Origin of the sequence: Chryseobacterium sp. 1B4 (genome assembly GCF_036631475.1) — a bacterium.
In the GTDB taxonomy this organism is placed as follows: domain Bacteria; phylum Bacteroidota; class Bacteroidia; order Flavobacteriales; family Weeksellaceae; genus Chryseobacterium.
Map to the genome: position 1 here is coordinate 672,397 of NZ_JAPNUF010000007.1, position 16,177 is coordinate 688,573.

A 16,177-nucleotide genomic window follows, 5' to 3' on the forward strand; every position below is an offset into this window, starting at 1 on the left:
GGCCACGCAGGCTTTTGCTCAGATAGATGTTGTCCATACCTCGATCACGGCAGATTTCAGTACTGTCATCCAGTTTAATACAATCCGGTACGAAAGATAACGCGCTAATAGTTTTAAAGTCTTTAGGAATATAGTTTTCTTCTTTAATCAACCTATCCAAAAAGAATAAATTAAATTGGTGTCCAACTTTAATTGGCCTGCATGAGGATGATGATTCTTTTTCGAAATAACTTTAAAACTATTTTTCCGGTAAGTAAGATACACCAGATAATAGCTGTTTATAGAATCGATTTTATAAACAGTATACTTTCCTGAGTCATGCATTTCTTGTGAAATCTTTATTTTTGGACCACAGTTTAATAGCATTAATACAAAAACTATTATCAAAAAAGAACCAATAGGGCGTAAATGTACCATCAATGTATCTTGTAAAATTATTTTGCGATTTGAGTAAAAAATTGCTTTTCTATATTTAATCCAGTTGGGTTCTTAAAAATTAACCCTTCTCTATGCCGTATTTTTCGAAAATCTTGCTCGTTGAACAATTGATCAAAACAAATGGAAATAAAAGTATTGATACATGAATTATTATCCTATATAGCACTTTGAAAACAAAGAGTTTGTGGGTCATACGAAGGTAGATGTTATTCACTTAATTTTCTGATTTGTAATAATTTAATACTTCTCCTGTGTTTTTATTAATGTTAATATTAATCTTACAATTTCTACAATTATAGCTTTTTACAATAATATGCCATATCTTACCATTTTCAGTCAAATTAACTTTGTATGGTTTAGTCTTTTCAGGGTCAAGTAAATCTTTTGTTATCAGAATATCCACATATTTGATTACGGCTGATTCATCAGGTATAAGATCTATACCATATCGGCTTACAATTTTACAGGGAAGTTGATCTATTCCTCTGTTTTTGTCTTTACACTTTCCATCCTTGTTTTGTTGCGCTAACGCAAATACAGGAGGAAACACAAAATTGTTAAAGTTTTCCTTACCATAATTAATATCTTTTAGGTTGTTCAGGATCAAATCCTTTAGGCAATATATTAGGCATATTTGTCGGCGCAATATTATTGAGCCTTAAAGACCTGGAGCTGGGATCTGATGGTAAACTACTATCTACCGGAATATCGTAATTTTTTATAGGTAGTCCAGCTGCATCCTTTTTCGTAGAATTTGAATTATTACTCACTCCAGGAATAAATTCCCTCAACCCTCCATCTGGGCCAGCAACATAACCAGTAACAGGTTTTCCTAGTCCGTTATCTTCCTTCTTACCATTACTGTCAATTAAAGTATTTTTATAACTATTGATATCTCTATCCGAAAATTTATTTGCCGAACTATAATCTCTCCCATCCATCTTTATAAGGTCTGTATCTCCGGCATGTGTATGACCGTCAGCAACTATCTCTCCTAATTTTGAGACTTCTGCAACCTGGTCTTGAGTTATTCCGCTTGTCATACCTTGAGAACCCATTTCGGGAATAGTGTAACTATAAAAAACTTCACCATTCTTATCTACCCCCTTATAAAAAAGGGTACTTACTTCAGCATTATAATTAATTGATAGTCCATTATATTGTTTACCAAAATCAATAGCCGCTGATCTTAGATTTTTAAATTTATCGCCCGGATCCATAATTTGCATTCCATCTGGATCAATAAATCGTATTGGATTGTTCATTCCATAACTGTAAGGTGACCATCTTCTATACTTTTCACTTAACGGGTCAATTACTCCCCATCTTCCAAGATCCGGCATATAGAACCTCGCTCCATAATCAAAAAGCCTGTTTCCTGTAATTCCTTACCATTATACTTATAAGATTTATAACTTCCGAACTGGGAGGTACTTAATGGTCCTGAAATATGATTTAACCCAAATGCATAATAATTATTAGTATCTATAATTTCAAGAGCGCCTGTGCTGTCTTTGCCAAAACTTACCCTTGTATTTCCAAGGTGGTCTTTGTATTGATAAATATAGCGGTTTTCTGTAAAACTATAAAAACCTTCTTCTGTATGCACAAAGTCAAGCCGCCATTCCGGAGTAATTGTACCGGGATCAATAATACCTTTATATGCCTCCTGCTCATAAGCATTCCCCGTGCGGCAGGTGATACAGATTCCTCCTCCCTCAAAATAGTTGTACTGAAAACCATCCAGATAATCCGTGATCGTAACGCTGGTCAGGCCACGAGGTGGTGTGCTTGAATATGTTTTACGTACTTTAACCCCATCTGAACGATATAAATAATTCAATCCTACATTCATCGGAAGTCCAAATGGGTTATTCTGCGTAATGGAGTAAGAATCAGGTAAACTCAAATAATTATACGCAATACTCCAGATTCCTTTATCCTTCATCGTGGTCATACTGCCATTCAAGTCATAGTCAATTATATTATTTCCGCCTTCATATCCTGAATCATTCATCGCTGTTTCTACCACTTTATCCAAACGGTTTCCGGTGTATTGATAGCTAAGGTCATCTACCTGTACAAACGTAGTTCCCTGGGAGACGGGAGCAGCATTCCTTTTTAATATCATGATATTCCCATTTGCATCATAACTTAAATACTCATCAAAATAGCCGGTATTTCCTGTAGAAGGTTCTTTATAAAAAGAATTTTTTAACCTGTTTAATGCATCATATTCATAATTATAACGTTTCAGGAGATTTTCCGAGCCATTATTCCAGTCAATTTCAGCAATATTACCATTGTATTTTCCTACACTCTGAGGATTCACAGGGTTTTGATACTTTATTTCATACCCGAACAGCTTTCCATTCAGATTCGCAGGGTCATTGATCTTCGTCAGCCAGCCCCTTATGTTGTACTGATAATCCATCTGCTGAAGTGAAGATCCAGCCGCTATTCCTCCCACTTTCTTGGATGCCAGCTGGGAAATTTCATTATATGTATTTTGAGCCAGATATTCTACAGGATTACTGTCTACCTGATGTTTGTGTACCAGAAGTCTATTCTGATTGTCATACTCAAAGTTTTCTGTAATAATTCTTTCAGTATCTGTTCCTAATCTCTTATGTCTAGTAATAGTCTGTTTGGGAAGCCCTGCAAAATCCAGTTTAGATTCTGTTCTGGTGTATCCTCCCAGGTGATTGATAGAATGCTTTCCAATTACTCGCCCTTTGGCATCATAATACGTATAATTCTTAGTCCAGCCATCATCTTCAATATTCTTTATCAGACTTAACACAGGAAGTCCTTTCGTACTTCTTCCATCTGCACTAAGAGTTTCTGTAAGTACAGGTTCTCCCAGAATATTTGAAACAGTTGGATTAAACAAGTATTGAGATGGATAAGAATCATAATAATTAACCGAAAGAAGTGTATCCAAACCTAAGTATGTATTGGTATAATAATATGCCATACCGTTTGCTGTCAAACCTACTGTATTTCGGGATTCAACTACAACAACATCATTAATCTGGTTCTGCATTCCGGTCCGAGTGTTGTTTGATTTTAGAATTCCAGTATAGATAAGCCTACCTCGTACGTCATATTTGTAGATAAGCCAGCTAAAAGCAGCTCTTTGATTAGCATCCTGGGTCAGTATCAACCTGTCTGCCTTATCATATACCATGTATTCCACTTCTTTTCCCGGAAGCTTTTTTTCAACCAACCGATTCTTTCCGTCGTATTTATACTGATAACAAAGTGTATTCAGAACAGTATCCGGAATCTGTGTTCCAGGACTTAAGTTTTTAATAAGATCTACTGCCTTAGGAGATAAAACATAAGCCAATTGATTATAATCATTATAAACGTAGTACGTGTCGGTACTTTCGGTTGCACTGATCATTTTTCTTATCATCACAACCTGATCCTTACCATTTTTAAATTCTATGGTTTTATTTCCATCTTCATCCGTTACTGTACTTTTATATAACTGATTGGCTGTATAAGGAGCAGAAACCGTAATCAATGTTTCGAAAGTACTATAATTAAAAACCGCATTATATTTCTTTACTTCGCCATCAGCATTGGCATTGTATTCAAATTTCACGGGTTTTGTACTCCATGCCGTACCCACTTGCTTTTGTTCAAAAATCCTGTCCAGAGGGGAATTTTCTAAATTTTTGTGAACAAAAGGTGTATTATCACCATAATAAGTCTGGGCTGCCATCAGTACTCCTGGTTGAATTCCACCGTTTAACGTATTCATAGGTGCTGGAAGCCACGTATCAACCTGCCTTCCAAATCCATCATAAGGAATTGCCGTTACGAGATCTTTTCCCGTAGGAGATGCTTTGATATTGACAACTTGCTTGGGTCTGCCCAATCCATCAAAATACTGAACGGTTTCAGATGTTTTAGTGGGTTGATTATTGGTATCATAATCAAGATATGTCTTACTGTAAGTATAGTTTTCTGTAGTGCTCAACTGGGCTTGTACAAAACCTGATATCATCAAAGCACCGATTGGAATTATGAGTTTCTTCAACGGTATTAGTTTTTATAGTTATATTTCATTTCTTTCAACACTTTGCCATCCATGTCAACAACTTTTTCAAGCCTGCCAGCAGCATCATAAATATAGCGTTCTCTGATTCCTGATGGCGGGGTAATACTCCTTACCCCTACTAAAGGATCATAGCTGTACGTAGTAATATTATAGTTTAACAGCCTGAAATAAGTACGGAAAACATCCAATTTATTAACAAGCTGGTTTTCTGCATCTTCTGGCTGCATGTTATAAAATGCAGGATTAGCGTCTTTTTCAGAAGCCAAAAGAATATCTGCAAGCTGGGCCGAAGCTGCTTCTCCAATCTGTTCATAGGTAAGCCCTTCAACTTTAGCAATAGGATACGTCTTATTATATCCCCAAACTAAAGAAACCGGAACCCCGATCTTTGTAGTATACTGCAGGAGATTTCCTTTGTCATCATACCTATCATATTTAACTTCAGTATCCCAGCTGCCAGCTTTGATATCATACGACTGGACAGAAGTCGGAAGGTAGTTGTCCTGACTATCATATTTGGTTTGTGTAAAGCTTAGGGTTTTATTATCCGAAGTAACCTTTGTAGATAACGGAATACCAGTCATGTTTTTATTAACCAAACGGGTGTTTCCCCAATCATTGGCATAATCATAATCTGTATAGATAATTTGGCTGTCAGAGGTTGTTAACTTACTTGTATCAAGATTTCCAGAAACATTATAAGTCAATTCTGTTTTTTTCACCAAAGCCGAGGTTCCTAAAAATGTAGTTTCAATGGTGGATTTAAGTCTTCTTTTACCAGTAATAAGAGGACTCACCAAAAACTTATATTTAGTGACGGGCAACGGATTTTGATAGTTGTGCCCAGTATAGGATAGCCCAATTACAGGACAACCTGAATTAAACTGATAGGGGTAAAAATTATTACTTGGGTCATAGAGACCGGTTGATGTTTTAACGATACCAAATGAAGGGTATACCCCATAGGTATTGGGTAAATTATCATAGTTATTTATTTTTGATGACAGTTTATTTTGATTCTGGTCATAAACTTCAATCAATGTATTCTCTCCATTGGAAGGAACATCTACTTTCGGCATACCCTTCAGGTAAGTTCCTGTATATTGGTAAAATAATATTTCGTGTAACCTTTAGCTGTTCCGTCAATGACACTAATGTCTTTCTCTATAACCTCACTATAACCAAAAGATTTATTTCCTCCTATTCCGAAATCGCTGGAATTGATCGAAATATCGTTAAATATTGAAATAGATTCACTAGGGCATCCCCCGGTAGTTGATGAAGGCTGAGATTTAGATGTGGCACCACTGATAAGATTTATAGGATTAAAAGCATAAATTAATTTCCCACCATTATAAGTATATTCTTTATGTGACAATAATGTATTGTTTTCATAATTCTTTAATGACTTTATCCTTAAACCGCTTCCATAAGATATAGAAGTATCAATATTCGTATTATCAAAATATGAAATATCACTCGATACTACAGCTCTGTGACTTCCATCAGTACTTCGGTAATTAATACCATTCTCAACATACACATAATATTCGATAGTAGGATCAGTATCTACTGGCACTGTTATTTCTTCACTCCAGGTCATTTGATGTGTTTGTTCAAATACACTTCCAGGAACATCTACTTTCCATTCTTTAATTACAGTATCAACCGGCTGCCCATTGATGATCTTTCTTTTGCGAAACTGTATTTTACATTTAGCGATCTCCGTCCAGTCACCATAGTGAACCTCAGGGTATAGAGGCCCCATATAGCCGTCATATATGGTATTATTAAATTTTATAATATTATTTGGTAATTTAAAAAAGTACTTTGTTTTGTAATAGATCCTCCTGGCTCTGTACTTGCTCCTCTATGCGTTATACTTTGAGCTTTATTACCATTTTGTAACTGAGTAATAGTGGGTATAAACTGGTTGGTAAATGTATTGGATTCGTACTCAAATTCAGTACGGCCTCCAGTAGGGTAAGATATTTTCTTCAGTATATTTGTTGTAACACAACTGACATTTGTATATCTCATAGTCCCCAAATATGAGCTTGGTGTTAGACCATAATTTTTATAGGGAGCAGTTTTAAAGTAATCAAAATAGGTTAAATCAGGAAGAAGATTTTCACTCCCTTCACCATTACTATACCCATAAAAATCTGAACTTTTCATCTTATCAGGCATTATCTTGGATGTGTCATATTCAAATGTATAAGGGGGATAGATGTCGGGACAGGATTACCCATTTGATCATAGTTAACCTCCTGAATAGAATTTAATCTTAACCTCTTATTTTTATAACCTTCTTCAGGTGTATTATTAATAGAATTAATTGGAAAATAATCCTGATTTAATACAAAACTTTTAATCTTCTTATTACTGTGTTTTGACAGAATATCAACTGAACTCAATTTTTGATGGGTGTAGCAGTATAATGGGGGCGAATGTCTTCCCTATTATCCAAATTGAATTGTATCTTCGTATCTTCTGTTTCTATCCTAATTAATGTTTTTATCATTAATAACAGCATTAGAACTACTGCTTAAAGCAGGATTCATTGTAAAATTAGTGAGATGTACAACTTGTGTAGGATATTGCTGATAGGTACTTTCGTCCTGATATGCGAATGTAACAACTTTACCACTTACAAGTTCAATTCTACTAATTTTAAAAGTATACGATAAGTCAGCGGTGCTGGTCTGATCAGTTGTTGATTTTTCAATAGCGTAAAAATAAAATTTATCACCTTTGTTGGTAGTTGCTATCCAGCCATCCGTATTTCTGGAGAATTTCACATCATCATTACTTTCTAAAAAAAGTATTTCACTGTTGTTCTCCGGATTGTAAAAAAATCTACCTGAGTATCCATAAAAATTATAAGAAAAAATATCGGGCTGTCCTTTTTTATTTTTTAAACTGCTTATGATATCATAAGAATCATCTGTAGCTGGCTGGGAGCCTCCAGGAGAAGACCTGCATTATAATCATTGGCACCATATTGAAGTCTATACATTGGACTTTCTGACTGAACAGTGGGAAAGTTATTTTTAAAAATACTATAACCCAATGTGCTGGCAAAACCATCTCCTCCTGTTACAAAGTCTTCGCTGCCTCTAATTTCCTGTGTAATGGTTCCTTCAGGCAAAAATTCCACCCAAGACCTGCCCATGTCGCTTCGTCAGCAACTTTAATACCTGAGGTATGATAGCTAAAAGCTAAAGGAATTTCAATATTGTCTATTCTAAGAGTATAAAGAGGTATTGAAACTTCTGCTGTTCCGGTATAATGCCCTACGGGAATATCTCCAAACCGGCCCAATAATGCAACTTCAGGAGATGTAGGAACATTTTTCACACTTGGATCATATTGGTTGACTGTGGTTTGCCCTGAAGCATTATTTAATGTAGCTAATAATAAAATTATAGCTATTGTAGTTTTCTTCATGAAAATAATTAGTTTTTATTTTTTGATCAGCTTTGCATTGCCTGTCTTATTGGTATCAGTTTTTATCGTCACCAGATAGGCTCCCTGAACCAAAGCCTGGGTATTGATCTTGGTTACTTTATTCTTCGTTTTAATACTCTGAAGCTGTCTTCCACTCATATCATACAACAGAATATCAGCCTCTTTAAAATCAAAGCCAATTTCTATGTAAGCATAATCTGACACCGGATTCGGGTAGATCTTAATATCATATTTTTCAATTAACTGATCAACCTGTTTGTCTCCCAGTTTTACAATCTTCCAGTTTTCTTTCCCCAGCTCTTCTGCACTGGTTCCGGCCAGAACAATAGAACCGTCCCTGTTGAGTTTTAAATCAGATAGCCTCTCTGCTTTCTTCCTTGATTCTCCTTTAACATGTTTTCTCCACTGCTCATTTCCAGTATGATCAAGGTATAACATCCAGAAAGTTTCATCATCCGTTTCTATTCTTCCTTCCGCCTGGGTATAACCTCCCAGCAGAATACCTTTAGACTTCCCGCTTCCGTCTTCCTGCTTCCCGTTTATTACACTCATTCCCATCAGGATATCCCGGTTACCCAAATTGTAAGATTTCTGCCACTGTTCATCGCCTCTTTCATTCAAGGAAATCAGCCAAAGGTCTGTTCCTTCTTCAAGGCCGGCAGTTTTGTTCCCTGATCTTTCTGATCTGGATTCCCCGCCAATGATAAAGCCGGTTGAAGTTAAAGCAAGGGTTCTCAAATGATCATCACCTTTTCCTCCGGAATTCTTTTCCCATTCAATTTTTCCGTTTTTGTCAAGCTTTACAATCCAGTAATCGCCTTCACCGAAATTGTCGCTTTGTTTTTGTACCGTTGTCAGATGTCGGGTGTCGGATGTATTTTGAGGACTTTGTACATTATACATTTTACTTTGTACAGCTGAACTTCTTGAATACATTCCGAGTAACGCTCCTCCGTCTTTGGTTGGAATCATTTTCTCGACTTCATCCAAACCTTTTCCTCCTAAAATTACCTGTGAGAGTTCTTTTCCGTCTTTGTCCAGTTTTGTGATCAGAACATCTTTGGAACCGTACCCTTTTGAAGAGCCCTGTACGTTTCCGGCAACAAAGAATCCTAAATCGGTAGTCTGGATAACTGCCCTGGCTTCTTCATCGGAAGTACTTCCTAGTGTTTTCTGCCATAATTCATCACCAAATTCATTGATTCTGACCAGCCAGATATCTGAGCCTCCTTTGGAATCCTCTTTTTTATCCAACCCTTTTCCTGAATAGCTGGTACCAGCTAAAAGAAATCCACCGTCCTGTGTGGTAACCGTTGCAGAGAGATAATCATGGTTTTGTCCTGAGAAGTATTTTTCCCAGACTTCTTCGCCCTGCTGGTTCAGTTTGATAAGGTGAAAATCGTAACCGTTGTTCTGCTTACTTCCAGCCTCCGGCTTTCCGCTTCCTGACTGTATAGAACTTCCGGTGATAAGATACTGCTGATCAATGGTAGTGGTAACCTGGCTTAGAAAATCCTGTGTTGAGGATTGGATATCTTTCTGCCATACCACTTCCTGGGCGGATGTGCCCAAAAAAGCGCATAAGGTTAGCGCTCCGAGATAGATTTTTCTCATTCCCGTATTGTTATTTTTTGAGTTAGTGATTAGTTTTATTAAAACGTTTCGAATTTAACATTTTTTAAGAAACGACAAATATTTACCTTTATTATAATTAAATGACTACAATTATTTTCACACCATATAATTTATATTTATTTAACAAAAATATATTGCTTAAACGACAAAACATGTCGTTTGTAAAATATTAAACTTCCTTAGTATTTTGAAATTATTTTTATAACGGTAATAATAGTAATGATGACAGGAAAAAGCACAGAACGTTTTGTTCCTCTTCCAAGCGGCAAAGATTAGAAAATAGCGGAACTGGTAATGAAACTGATATCTACAGAATTATAACTATAGTGTCCACTGCTCTTTAAGAAGATTACAGAAATAGTTGAAAATTTAGCTGTACCGCGAATGGGGTAATACCACAATAACAATACTATTGAGTTCTATTTCACTTCTTGCATATGTAAAAATACCCTCGCAAAAATGCGAAGGTATTGGACATTTTATCAAGATATAATTTTAATTCCTCTTGAAATTATAATTGTATATCAGTATCATTGAGAGTTAACCCCATTTATTTTTCATATAATCATTCAATGGTGTATCCAAAAGTAAGGTGGTGAGCAATACTCACTTATTTCCGGAAAGATCGTCTGAATCCTTTCTTCATAGATAGGACTTTCTTCAAATTTTTCTGATATCTCTGAATACTTCTCACTTATAAAACGCGTAAGCTCATTATCATTATGCATTCCCTTCTTCTTTAGTTGATCCAGCTGTTTAAAAATTTAATTACAACCTTTTTATATTGCTCCTCATCAATAGTTGAAAGGGTTTCAAAATTCAAATAAATATCTATAATATGATTTACTTCTTTTATCTTACTGGTTTCCATAGTGGTGCTGTAGCTTGTATTTGGGTTCTAAACTGATGTAACATGATTCTTCCGACTGGTGTTATATTTGCATGGTTAATTTTATCTACATTAATACCTAATCCGGATTTGTATACGTCGGTTGCTTTTATTCTAAACAGAGTCGTCTTGGGCGTAGCAAAGTCTACTACCGGTACAACATTGCCATATCCTGGTGTCACGGACATTCCCATTCCTGAACTTCCATAAACATAATCTGTGTCGGCTTTTATTTCACCAAAAATATTATTAGACATATCTTTATTTCTTATTCCTAGAGTGTTAAGAGAGTTACCTAATTCGGGAAGACCTCCAACGCTTCTCATATTCCTATACAAATATAGATTATTTAAATCTTCAGGTTCATCTGCAGGAGTATCCACTGCTGCATCTCCATGCAGTGTCCAGATTGCTACAGCTGAAGCAAGTATCGTTAATAATGAAAGCCCAGCTCCTGTTCCGGCTATCGTACCAGTGCCTGTGCCAACTCCCGTGTTTCCCCAACCTACAGTAAGCGGAATTGTTGTTCCTAAAGATGAGCCCTGAGTAACATATTTTGCCTCTCCATTAAATCCTAAATAAGTATGCCCTGTATTCTGCTCAGAACTGTTGGTAATGACAACATTATCTACAACACTTCCGTCAGGACGGAAATCTGTGAAACCCCGTTTCATATATTCTTCATCGCCCTGCTGCATTCCCGGCAAAAATACCCATGCCCCATTTCTATAACCCCAGCCCGCTCCTTCTCTTCCATCCGGATCAATAAAATTTACCGGATTATCAAAGGCATAATTGTAAGGATTTAGTCTTGTCATTTTTTCAGCCAATGGATCCAAGACGCCCCATCTTCCAATTTCAGGCATATACATTCTTGCTCCATAGTCATACATTCCGGATTCTTCCTGAAGCTCCTTTCCGTTATATTTGTACTGATATGAAGAATTTCCAATACCATCATTGTAACCACGGTGCTTTAAACCAAAAGGATAGTAGTTGTTTTCTTCAATAACCTGTATTCCGCCTGTCCCATTACTTGTATAGCTAAGCCTTATGTTTCCTAAGTGATCCGAGTAACTGTAAACATATTTATTATTTTCAAAATTATAGTATCCTTCAGCGGTAGGAATGAATTTTAAAACCGGAGGAAACATTTGTGTTGTATTTCTGCACTTCATACTGAAAACCATCCAGGTAATCCGTCACTGGAGGCCTCCGTACTATTTTTACCGACTCCGTAAGTATACTTTTTGTTCAGCTTTACACCATCCGATCTGTAAAGGTACTGAGTTGTCACATTTTTTATAAGATCTCCTAAAAACAAATCCTTTACAATATAGGACTGATCGAAAGTAAATTTATCTGCCAGATCGAGATGGTTGTAATCGATATCCAGAATTCCTCTATCTTTCTGATCTGTCATATTTCCATTGAGATCATATCCAATAGTATTTCCGGAACTATCAGGATATCCGCTGTAATTACCTGAGTTATCTTTGACAGAAGTCAGCCTGTTACCTGTATAAGTGTACGTTAAATTATCTATCAGAAGCGGTTGATTATTGTATGATTTCTGGTATCTGCCTAAACTTCTGATATTACCTCCTATATCATAGTCTGCCCACTCATTATAAAAATTATTTTCTATGACCGTAGCACCTGGAGTGGTGAAACGGCCAAATGCAAATCTGTTTAAAGTATCATAAGAAAAGTCATACCTCCTTAAAATATTATCACTTTGTGTTTTCCAGTCGATTTCGGAAATATTCCCATTAAAAATTGCATATGTTTCAGTATTTGAGGGATTCTGATATTTAATGGAATAACCAAACAATTTTCCATTTACAAGATTATCGGGGTCATTTATTTTTGTCATCCAGCCCCGGATGTTATACTGATAATCTATTGTCTGAAGGGGATTAGAAATATCTACCCCTCCGACTTTTTACTTGACAGTTGGGAAATCTCGTTATATGTATTTTGAGTCAGTACCTCTTCTGTATTATTATCAACTTTATGCTTATGTACAAGTAATCTATTTTGCGAATCGTATTCAAACGTTTCTTTGATAATCCTTTCTGTATCAGTATTCAGTCTTTTGTGCTTTACAATGGTCTGTTTTACTGCTCCCGAAAAGTCAAGTACAGATTCTGTTGAAGTATAACCTCCTAAATGGTTGATAGAATAGGTCCCAATTTCCCTGCCTTTCATATCATAATAAGAATAATTCTTTGTCCAGTCATCATTCTCAATATTTTTTATCAGTGTTAATAAACCAAGTCCTTTGGTATTATTAACATCTGCAATATTATCGGCAACCGCATTTGGTGGAGGTGCCGGATTAAAACTATACGGTGGATAGAAATCATAATAATTTACGCTGAGTAACTTAAAATTAACATTTGGATAGCTGGTATTAGCCGGATAATAGACCTCCATTCCTGCATTATTAAACCCTATAGAAGCCTGCCTTAATGTATTGTTGTTTGTGAAGGTATTGAGTGTATTTTGTTCAAAAACCCTACCCTGGCTTCCATAGACCTGTGCACTTGTATAAATTCCTTTATAAACTATTCTGCTGAATTGGTCATATTTTGTAAACATCCATTGTTTAGCAACTCCAAGGTTTGCATCCTGAGCCAGTACTAATCTGTTTTGTTTATCATACACCATATACTGCCACCCCTTTTCCGGGAAGCTTTTTTCTACAAGCCTGTTTACTCCATCGTAACGGTATTGATAGCAAAGATCATTTAGGATGAAATCCGGAACTTCGACGTTACTTCCCGTTCCATATGCATTAAAAAAATCCATAACTGCTTTGGGTGGAATAATATAAGCCAGCTGATTAAATTCATTATAAACGTAGTAAGTATCTGCATTTTCATCATCCTGGGATATCTTACGAAGCAGTATTATGTCCCCGGATCCATTTGTAAATTGCACCGCTTTATTTCCGTCCTCATCAATTACTATGCTTTTATATAATTGATTTACCGCATACTCATTTTCCCAGACAACCTTCGAATAGGTCGTATTGTCTGTTACGGTTGTCGTTGTAACAAACCTGGCTACATGATCATCCAGAATATTGGCCTGATATTTAAAATTCACTGGATGGTTTTGCCAGGCCAGTCCAGGTTGTACATTTGATAAAGCCCTTTCTATCGGAGAAGCTTCAACGTTTTTGTGAGTAAAGGGAAAGTTATCTCCATAATAATTTGTAGCATTCGAATTAACGCCTGACTGAATGGCTCCATGTAGGTATTCATTGGTGAGGGAAGCCATGAATCTACTTGTCTTCCAAATTCATCATAATTAATCGGTGTCACCAAATCTTTACCCTGCGGAGTTGCTTTTACATTAATCAGCTGTATGGGCCTTCCTAATTTATCAAAGTACTGAACTGTTTCAGCTACCTTAGGATCGCCAGAAGCAGGATAGTCAAGGTAATTCTTAGTATAAATATAATTTTCATTGCTGCTGGGTACAGTTTGTGTTTGCGCATATAATGTACCTGCTAAAAGCAGCAGACATAATAAAATCAGAGTTTTTTTCATGGTGAGTTAGTTTACTGGAAAGAATAGCTCATAATTATAGGAAGTATTGTTGGGTGTGGAAACTCCCAAATGTCTTCGTATGATAATCTCCCATTGGTTTTAATTGTATAGTACACCTGCCCGTTGTAAGATGAATAATCTGATGTTGGCCTGCAGTTGCCTACAATGTCAGCCACTTTTACCCCTGTTGTCGTCCAGGGTAAATTGACTGAGTTTGATCCCGAGGAAAACCCAAAACTTACCTTATACATTGCGTTAGTAGTAACAGAAGCGCTTCCTCCCCCTGAAATTCCTATAGAGCTGTTGAATGAAAGACTGCAGTATGTTGTAGAGTTACATAAACCATTGGCATTGGCATAGTATTGACCATTAGCCGCAATATCATCAAGGGCTGTTTGATCTACCACTGCCTGACTTATCGTGGAGGAGTATTTTCCTGCAGGTACTGTATAAACGATAGGTGCTGGAGTGGCGCCTGGCTGGGTACAATTATTTTTCGAAAATGATTGACTTTTGGAAGTATTGTAATAGTAAACCGTAGGTACATACCCGTATTTATATTCTTTATAGTTTTACCTGATCTGTCTTTTATTTTCTGGAGCCTCAATGCATTATCATAAATATAACTTTCTCTCGTGCCAGCCGGCATCGTAATACTTCTAAGCCCTACCAGAGGATCATGAGTATAGGTTGTTACCTGATATGCTGTAAAAGCAGGATTAGCCCTGAAATTATCTAAAGCACTTAATAATGTCGTCTCATCATTATTTGGCAAAGCCAGTGCATCATTATTGGAAGCACTCACAATGCCATTAATAAGAGAGGGGTCAATATCTGATAATTTGGCTCCATCTATTTTAGCGATGGGTTTTGTCTGATTATATCCCCAGATAACAGTGGTTGGTATACCTTCCCTGTTTGTAAATTGCTGTAAATTCCCTTTGCTGTCAAACTTATCATACGTCATCTGAACAACTGGCGAATTTATCAGGATATTGGTAGAAAGATCGGCATAAGGTAAAGGAAGACCGGCTGTTTTCAAATCGGCATCAGCCTGGCTTGATGGAAAATTCTTATATACTGTTGATATAATTTTTCCTTGGTCCGTATCATTCTTTTTCTTGATTGAACTTTGAAGTTGGGGACTGGCAACAATATTTAAATTAATTAGGTATTGCATTCCCTGTGTCAAAGGATAAGCAAAAGAGTTTTCTGTAATGCTTCCATCAAAATGAGTTATCTTCTCTTTTGTTGGAAGAAAAAAGGTTCCTGATAATTGTACGATATTGGCACACCATTATTTAAAACCGGATTGGCTCCGAAATATTCCTTTGTGACCTGTTCCTCATTAAAGTTACTGATACTCAAATAATTATTTCTGCTGATTTTTTTATACAAAATAAGATTTTCTGGGGTATTATCAATAATCAGACTCCAGGCAGGTTTAAAAATATATGAGTTAGAAAAGTATACATTAAAATCAGTACTAACGTCTTTCCCGATTTTATAAATATAGGTTTCTGTTTGCATCGGAAAAGTTGCCCCTTCTGCGTAAACTTCTTTGTTAATCAACTTCGCTCTTAAATGGCTGCGGTTTTTGAAATAATTTTCATTTGCCACAAGATTACTTCCGCTAACACCACCCGTATGATCTTCAGTGTGGGGATAAATATTAGGATAATTATTAAAACCTGTAAAAGAAAACACCTGCTTTCCTTTCCCGGTTTCTTCTTCGGTCACTTTTTCGTAAATGACAAAACTTCTATCATCGGTTTCAGGCATGTTCTGCTGTGATAAATATACCGCCGGATAGGAAGCAACACCAGAATCGCTGACACTATTGTACCATCCTCCAATTCTATTAGTAACCATAGAAGGTATACTTCCTATTGTACCTGATGAAGTCCCGTTATCATTCAGATATTTATACTTAATTGTTCTGGCTGTATTACCATCAAGTATCTTTTGCTCTTTGACTCTGACTCCGCCACCCAGCTGTTCCTGCCCATTCAAAAGAAACCTATTTAGCTCATATGCAAACTGGAAATATCCACCTGTAGGAGTTGTGATCCGGTTCAGCATTCCTATAGAAGCTTGATTGTCCGGAGTCAT

The 16,177-nt window shown here is 36.4% G+C and carries 16 protein-coding genes and 1 pseudogene; all 17 read right to left on the bottom strand.

The features are described 5' to 3' along the window. Positions 1 to 652: 652 nt before the first annotated feature. A complete protein-coding gene (locus OWR28_RS12855) occupies positions 653 to 1,045 on the bottom strand; it encodes a hypothetical protein (protein WP_332386943.1) in 393 nt (130 codons plus the stop codon). Continuing rightward, a complete protein-coding gene (locus tag OWR28_RS12860) occupies positions 1,017 to 1,781 on the bottom strand; it encodes a DUF4329 domain-containing protein (protein WP_332386944.1) in 765 nt (254 codons plus the stop codon). Before OWR28_RS12860 ends, OWR28_RS12855 begins: the two co-directional genes overlap by 29 nt. After that, complete coding sequence (locus tag OWR28_RS12865; protein WP_332386945.1) at positions 1,754 to 4,489, bottom strand: DUF6443 domain-containing protein; 2,736 nt, start codon at positions 4,487 to 4,489, stop codon at positions 1,754 to 1,756. The genes OWR28_RS12860 and OWR28_RS12865 overlap by 28 nt, the downstream gene beginning before the upstream one ends. 5 nt (positions 4,490 to 4,494) lie before the next feature. Beyond that, positions 4,495 to 5,589, bottom strand: coding sequence for an RHS repeat domain-containing protein (locus OWR28_RS12870; RefSeq protein WP_332386946.1), 1,095 nt, complete (start codon positions 5,587 to 5,589; stop codon positions 4,495 to 4,497). Between the two features lie 5 nt (positions 5,590 to 5,594). After that, positions 5,595 to 6,278, bottom strand: a complete 684-nt coding sequence (locus tag OWR28_RS12875) for a hypothetical protein (RefSeq protein ID WP_332386947.1) — start codon at positions 6,276 to 6,278, stop codon at positions 5,595 to 5,597. A 29-nt stretch (positions 6,279 to 6,307) separates the two neighbouring features. Beyond that, the gene (locus tag OWR28_RS12880; RefSeq protein ID WP_332386948.1) at positions 6,308 to 6,688 is read right to left on the bottom strand and encodes a hypothetical protein; all 381 of its coding nucleotides are present in this window, start codon (positions 6,686 to 6,688) and stop codon (positions 6,308 to 6,310) included. Between the two features lie 326 nt (positions 6,689 to 7,014). After that, positions 7,015 to 7,311: a hypothetical protein gene (locus OWR28_RS12885; RefSeq protein WP_332386949.1), complete on the bottom strand. Its 297-nt coding sequence runs from the start codon at positions 7,309 to 7,311 to the stop codon at positions 7,015 to 7,017. Between the two features lie 125 nt (positions 7,312 to 7,436). Then, complete coding sequence (locus OWR28_RS12890) at positions 7,437 to 7,670, bottom strand: hypothetical protein (RefSeq protein WP_332386950.1); 234 nt, start codon at positions 7,668 to 7,670, stop codon at positions 7,437 to 7,439. After that, positions 7,610 to 7,960: a hypothetical protein gene (locus OWR28_RS12895; protein WP_332386951.1), complete on the bottom strand. Its 351-nt coding sequence runs from the start codon at positions 7,958 to 7,960 to the stop codon at positions 7,610 to 7,612. The genes OWR28_RS12890 and OWR28_RS12895 overlap by 61 nt, the downstream gene beginning before the upstream one ends. Before the next feature lie 15 nt (positions 7,961 to 7,975). Then, positions 7,976 to 9,595: a T9SS type A sorting domain-containing protein gene (locus OWR28_RS12900; protein WP_332386952.1), complete on the bottom strand. Its 1,620-nt coding sequence runs from the start codon at positions 9,593 to 9,595 to the stop codon at positions 7,976 to 7,978. An 873-nt stretch (positions 9,596 to 10,468) separates the two neighbouring features. Beyond that, positions 10,469 to 11,659, bottom strand: coding sequence for an RHS repeat-associated core domain-containing protein (locus OWR28_RS12905; RefSeq protein WP_332386953.1), 1,191 nt, complete (start codon positions 11,657 to 11,659; stop codon positions 10,469 to 10,471). 20 nt (positions 11,660 to 11,679) lie between these two features. Then, the gene (locus OWR28_RS12910; RefSeq protein WP_332386954.1) at positions 11,680 to 12,381 is read right to left on the bottom strand and encodes a hypothetical protein; all 702 of its coding nucleotides are present in this window, start codon (positions 12,379 to 12,381) and stop codon (positions 11,680 to 11,682) included. A 53-nt stretch (positions 12,382 to 12,434) separates the two neighbouring features. Further along, on the bottom strand, positions 12,435 to 13,619 hold the full coding sequence (locus tag OWR28_RS12915) for a hypothetical protein (protein ID WP_332386955.1): 1,185 nt from the start codon (positions 13,617 to 13,619) through the stop codon (positions 12,435 to 12,437). 50 nt (positions 13,620 to 13,669) lie between these two features. Further along, a complete protein-coding gene (locus OWR28_RS12920; protein ID WP_332386956.1) occupies positions 13,670 to 14,065 on the bottom strand; it encodes a DUF6443 domain-containing protein in 396 nt (131 codons plus the stop codon). Between the two features lie 11 nt (positions 14,066 to 14,076). Beyond that, positions 14,077 to 14,535: pseudogene (locus tag OWR28_RS12925) on the bottom strand (DUF5977 domain-containing protein); the annotation flags it as partial. Next, positions 14,481 to 15,107: a hypothetical protein gene (locus tag OWR28_RS12930; protein WP_332386957.1), complete on the bottom strand. Its 627-nt coding sequence runs from the start codon at positions 15,105 to 15,107 to the stop codon at positions 14,481 to 14,483. The pseudogene OWR28_RS12925 and the gene OWR28_RS12930, both read right to left, overlap by 55 nt. Before the next feature lie 194 nt (positions 15,108 to 15,301). Next, positions 15,302 to 16,177, bottom strand: coding sequence for a hypothetical protein (locus OWR28_RS12935; protein ID WP_332386958.1), 876 nt, complete (start codon positions 16,175 to 16,177; stop codon positions 15,302 to 15,304).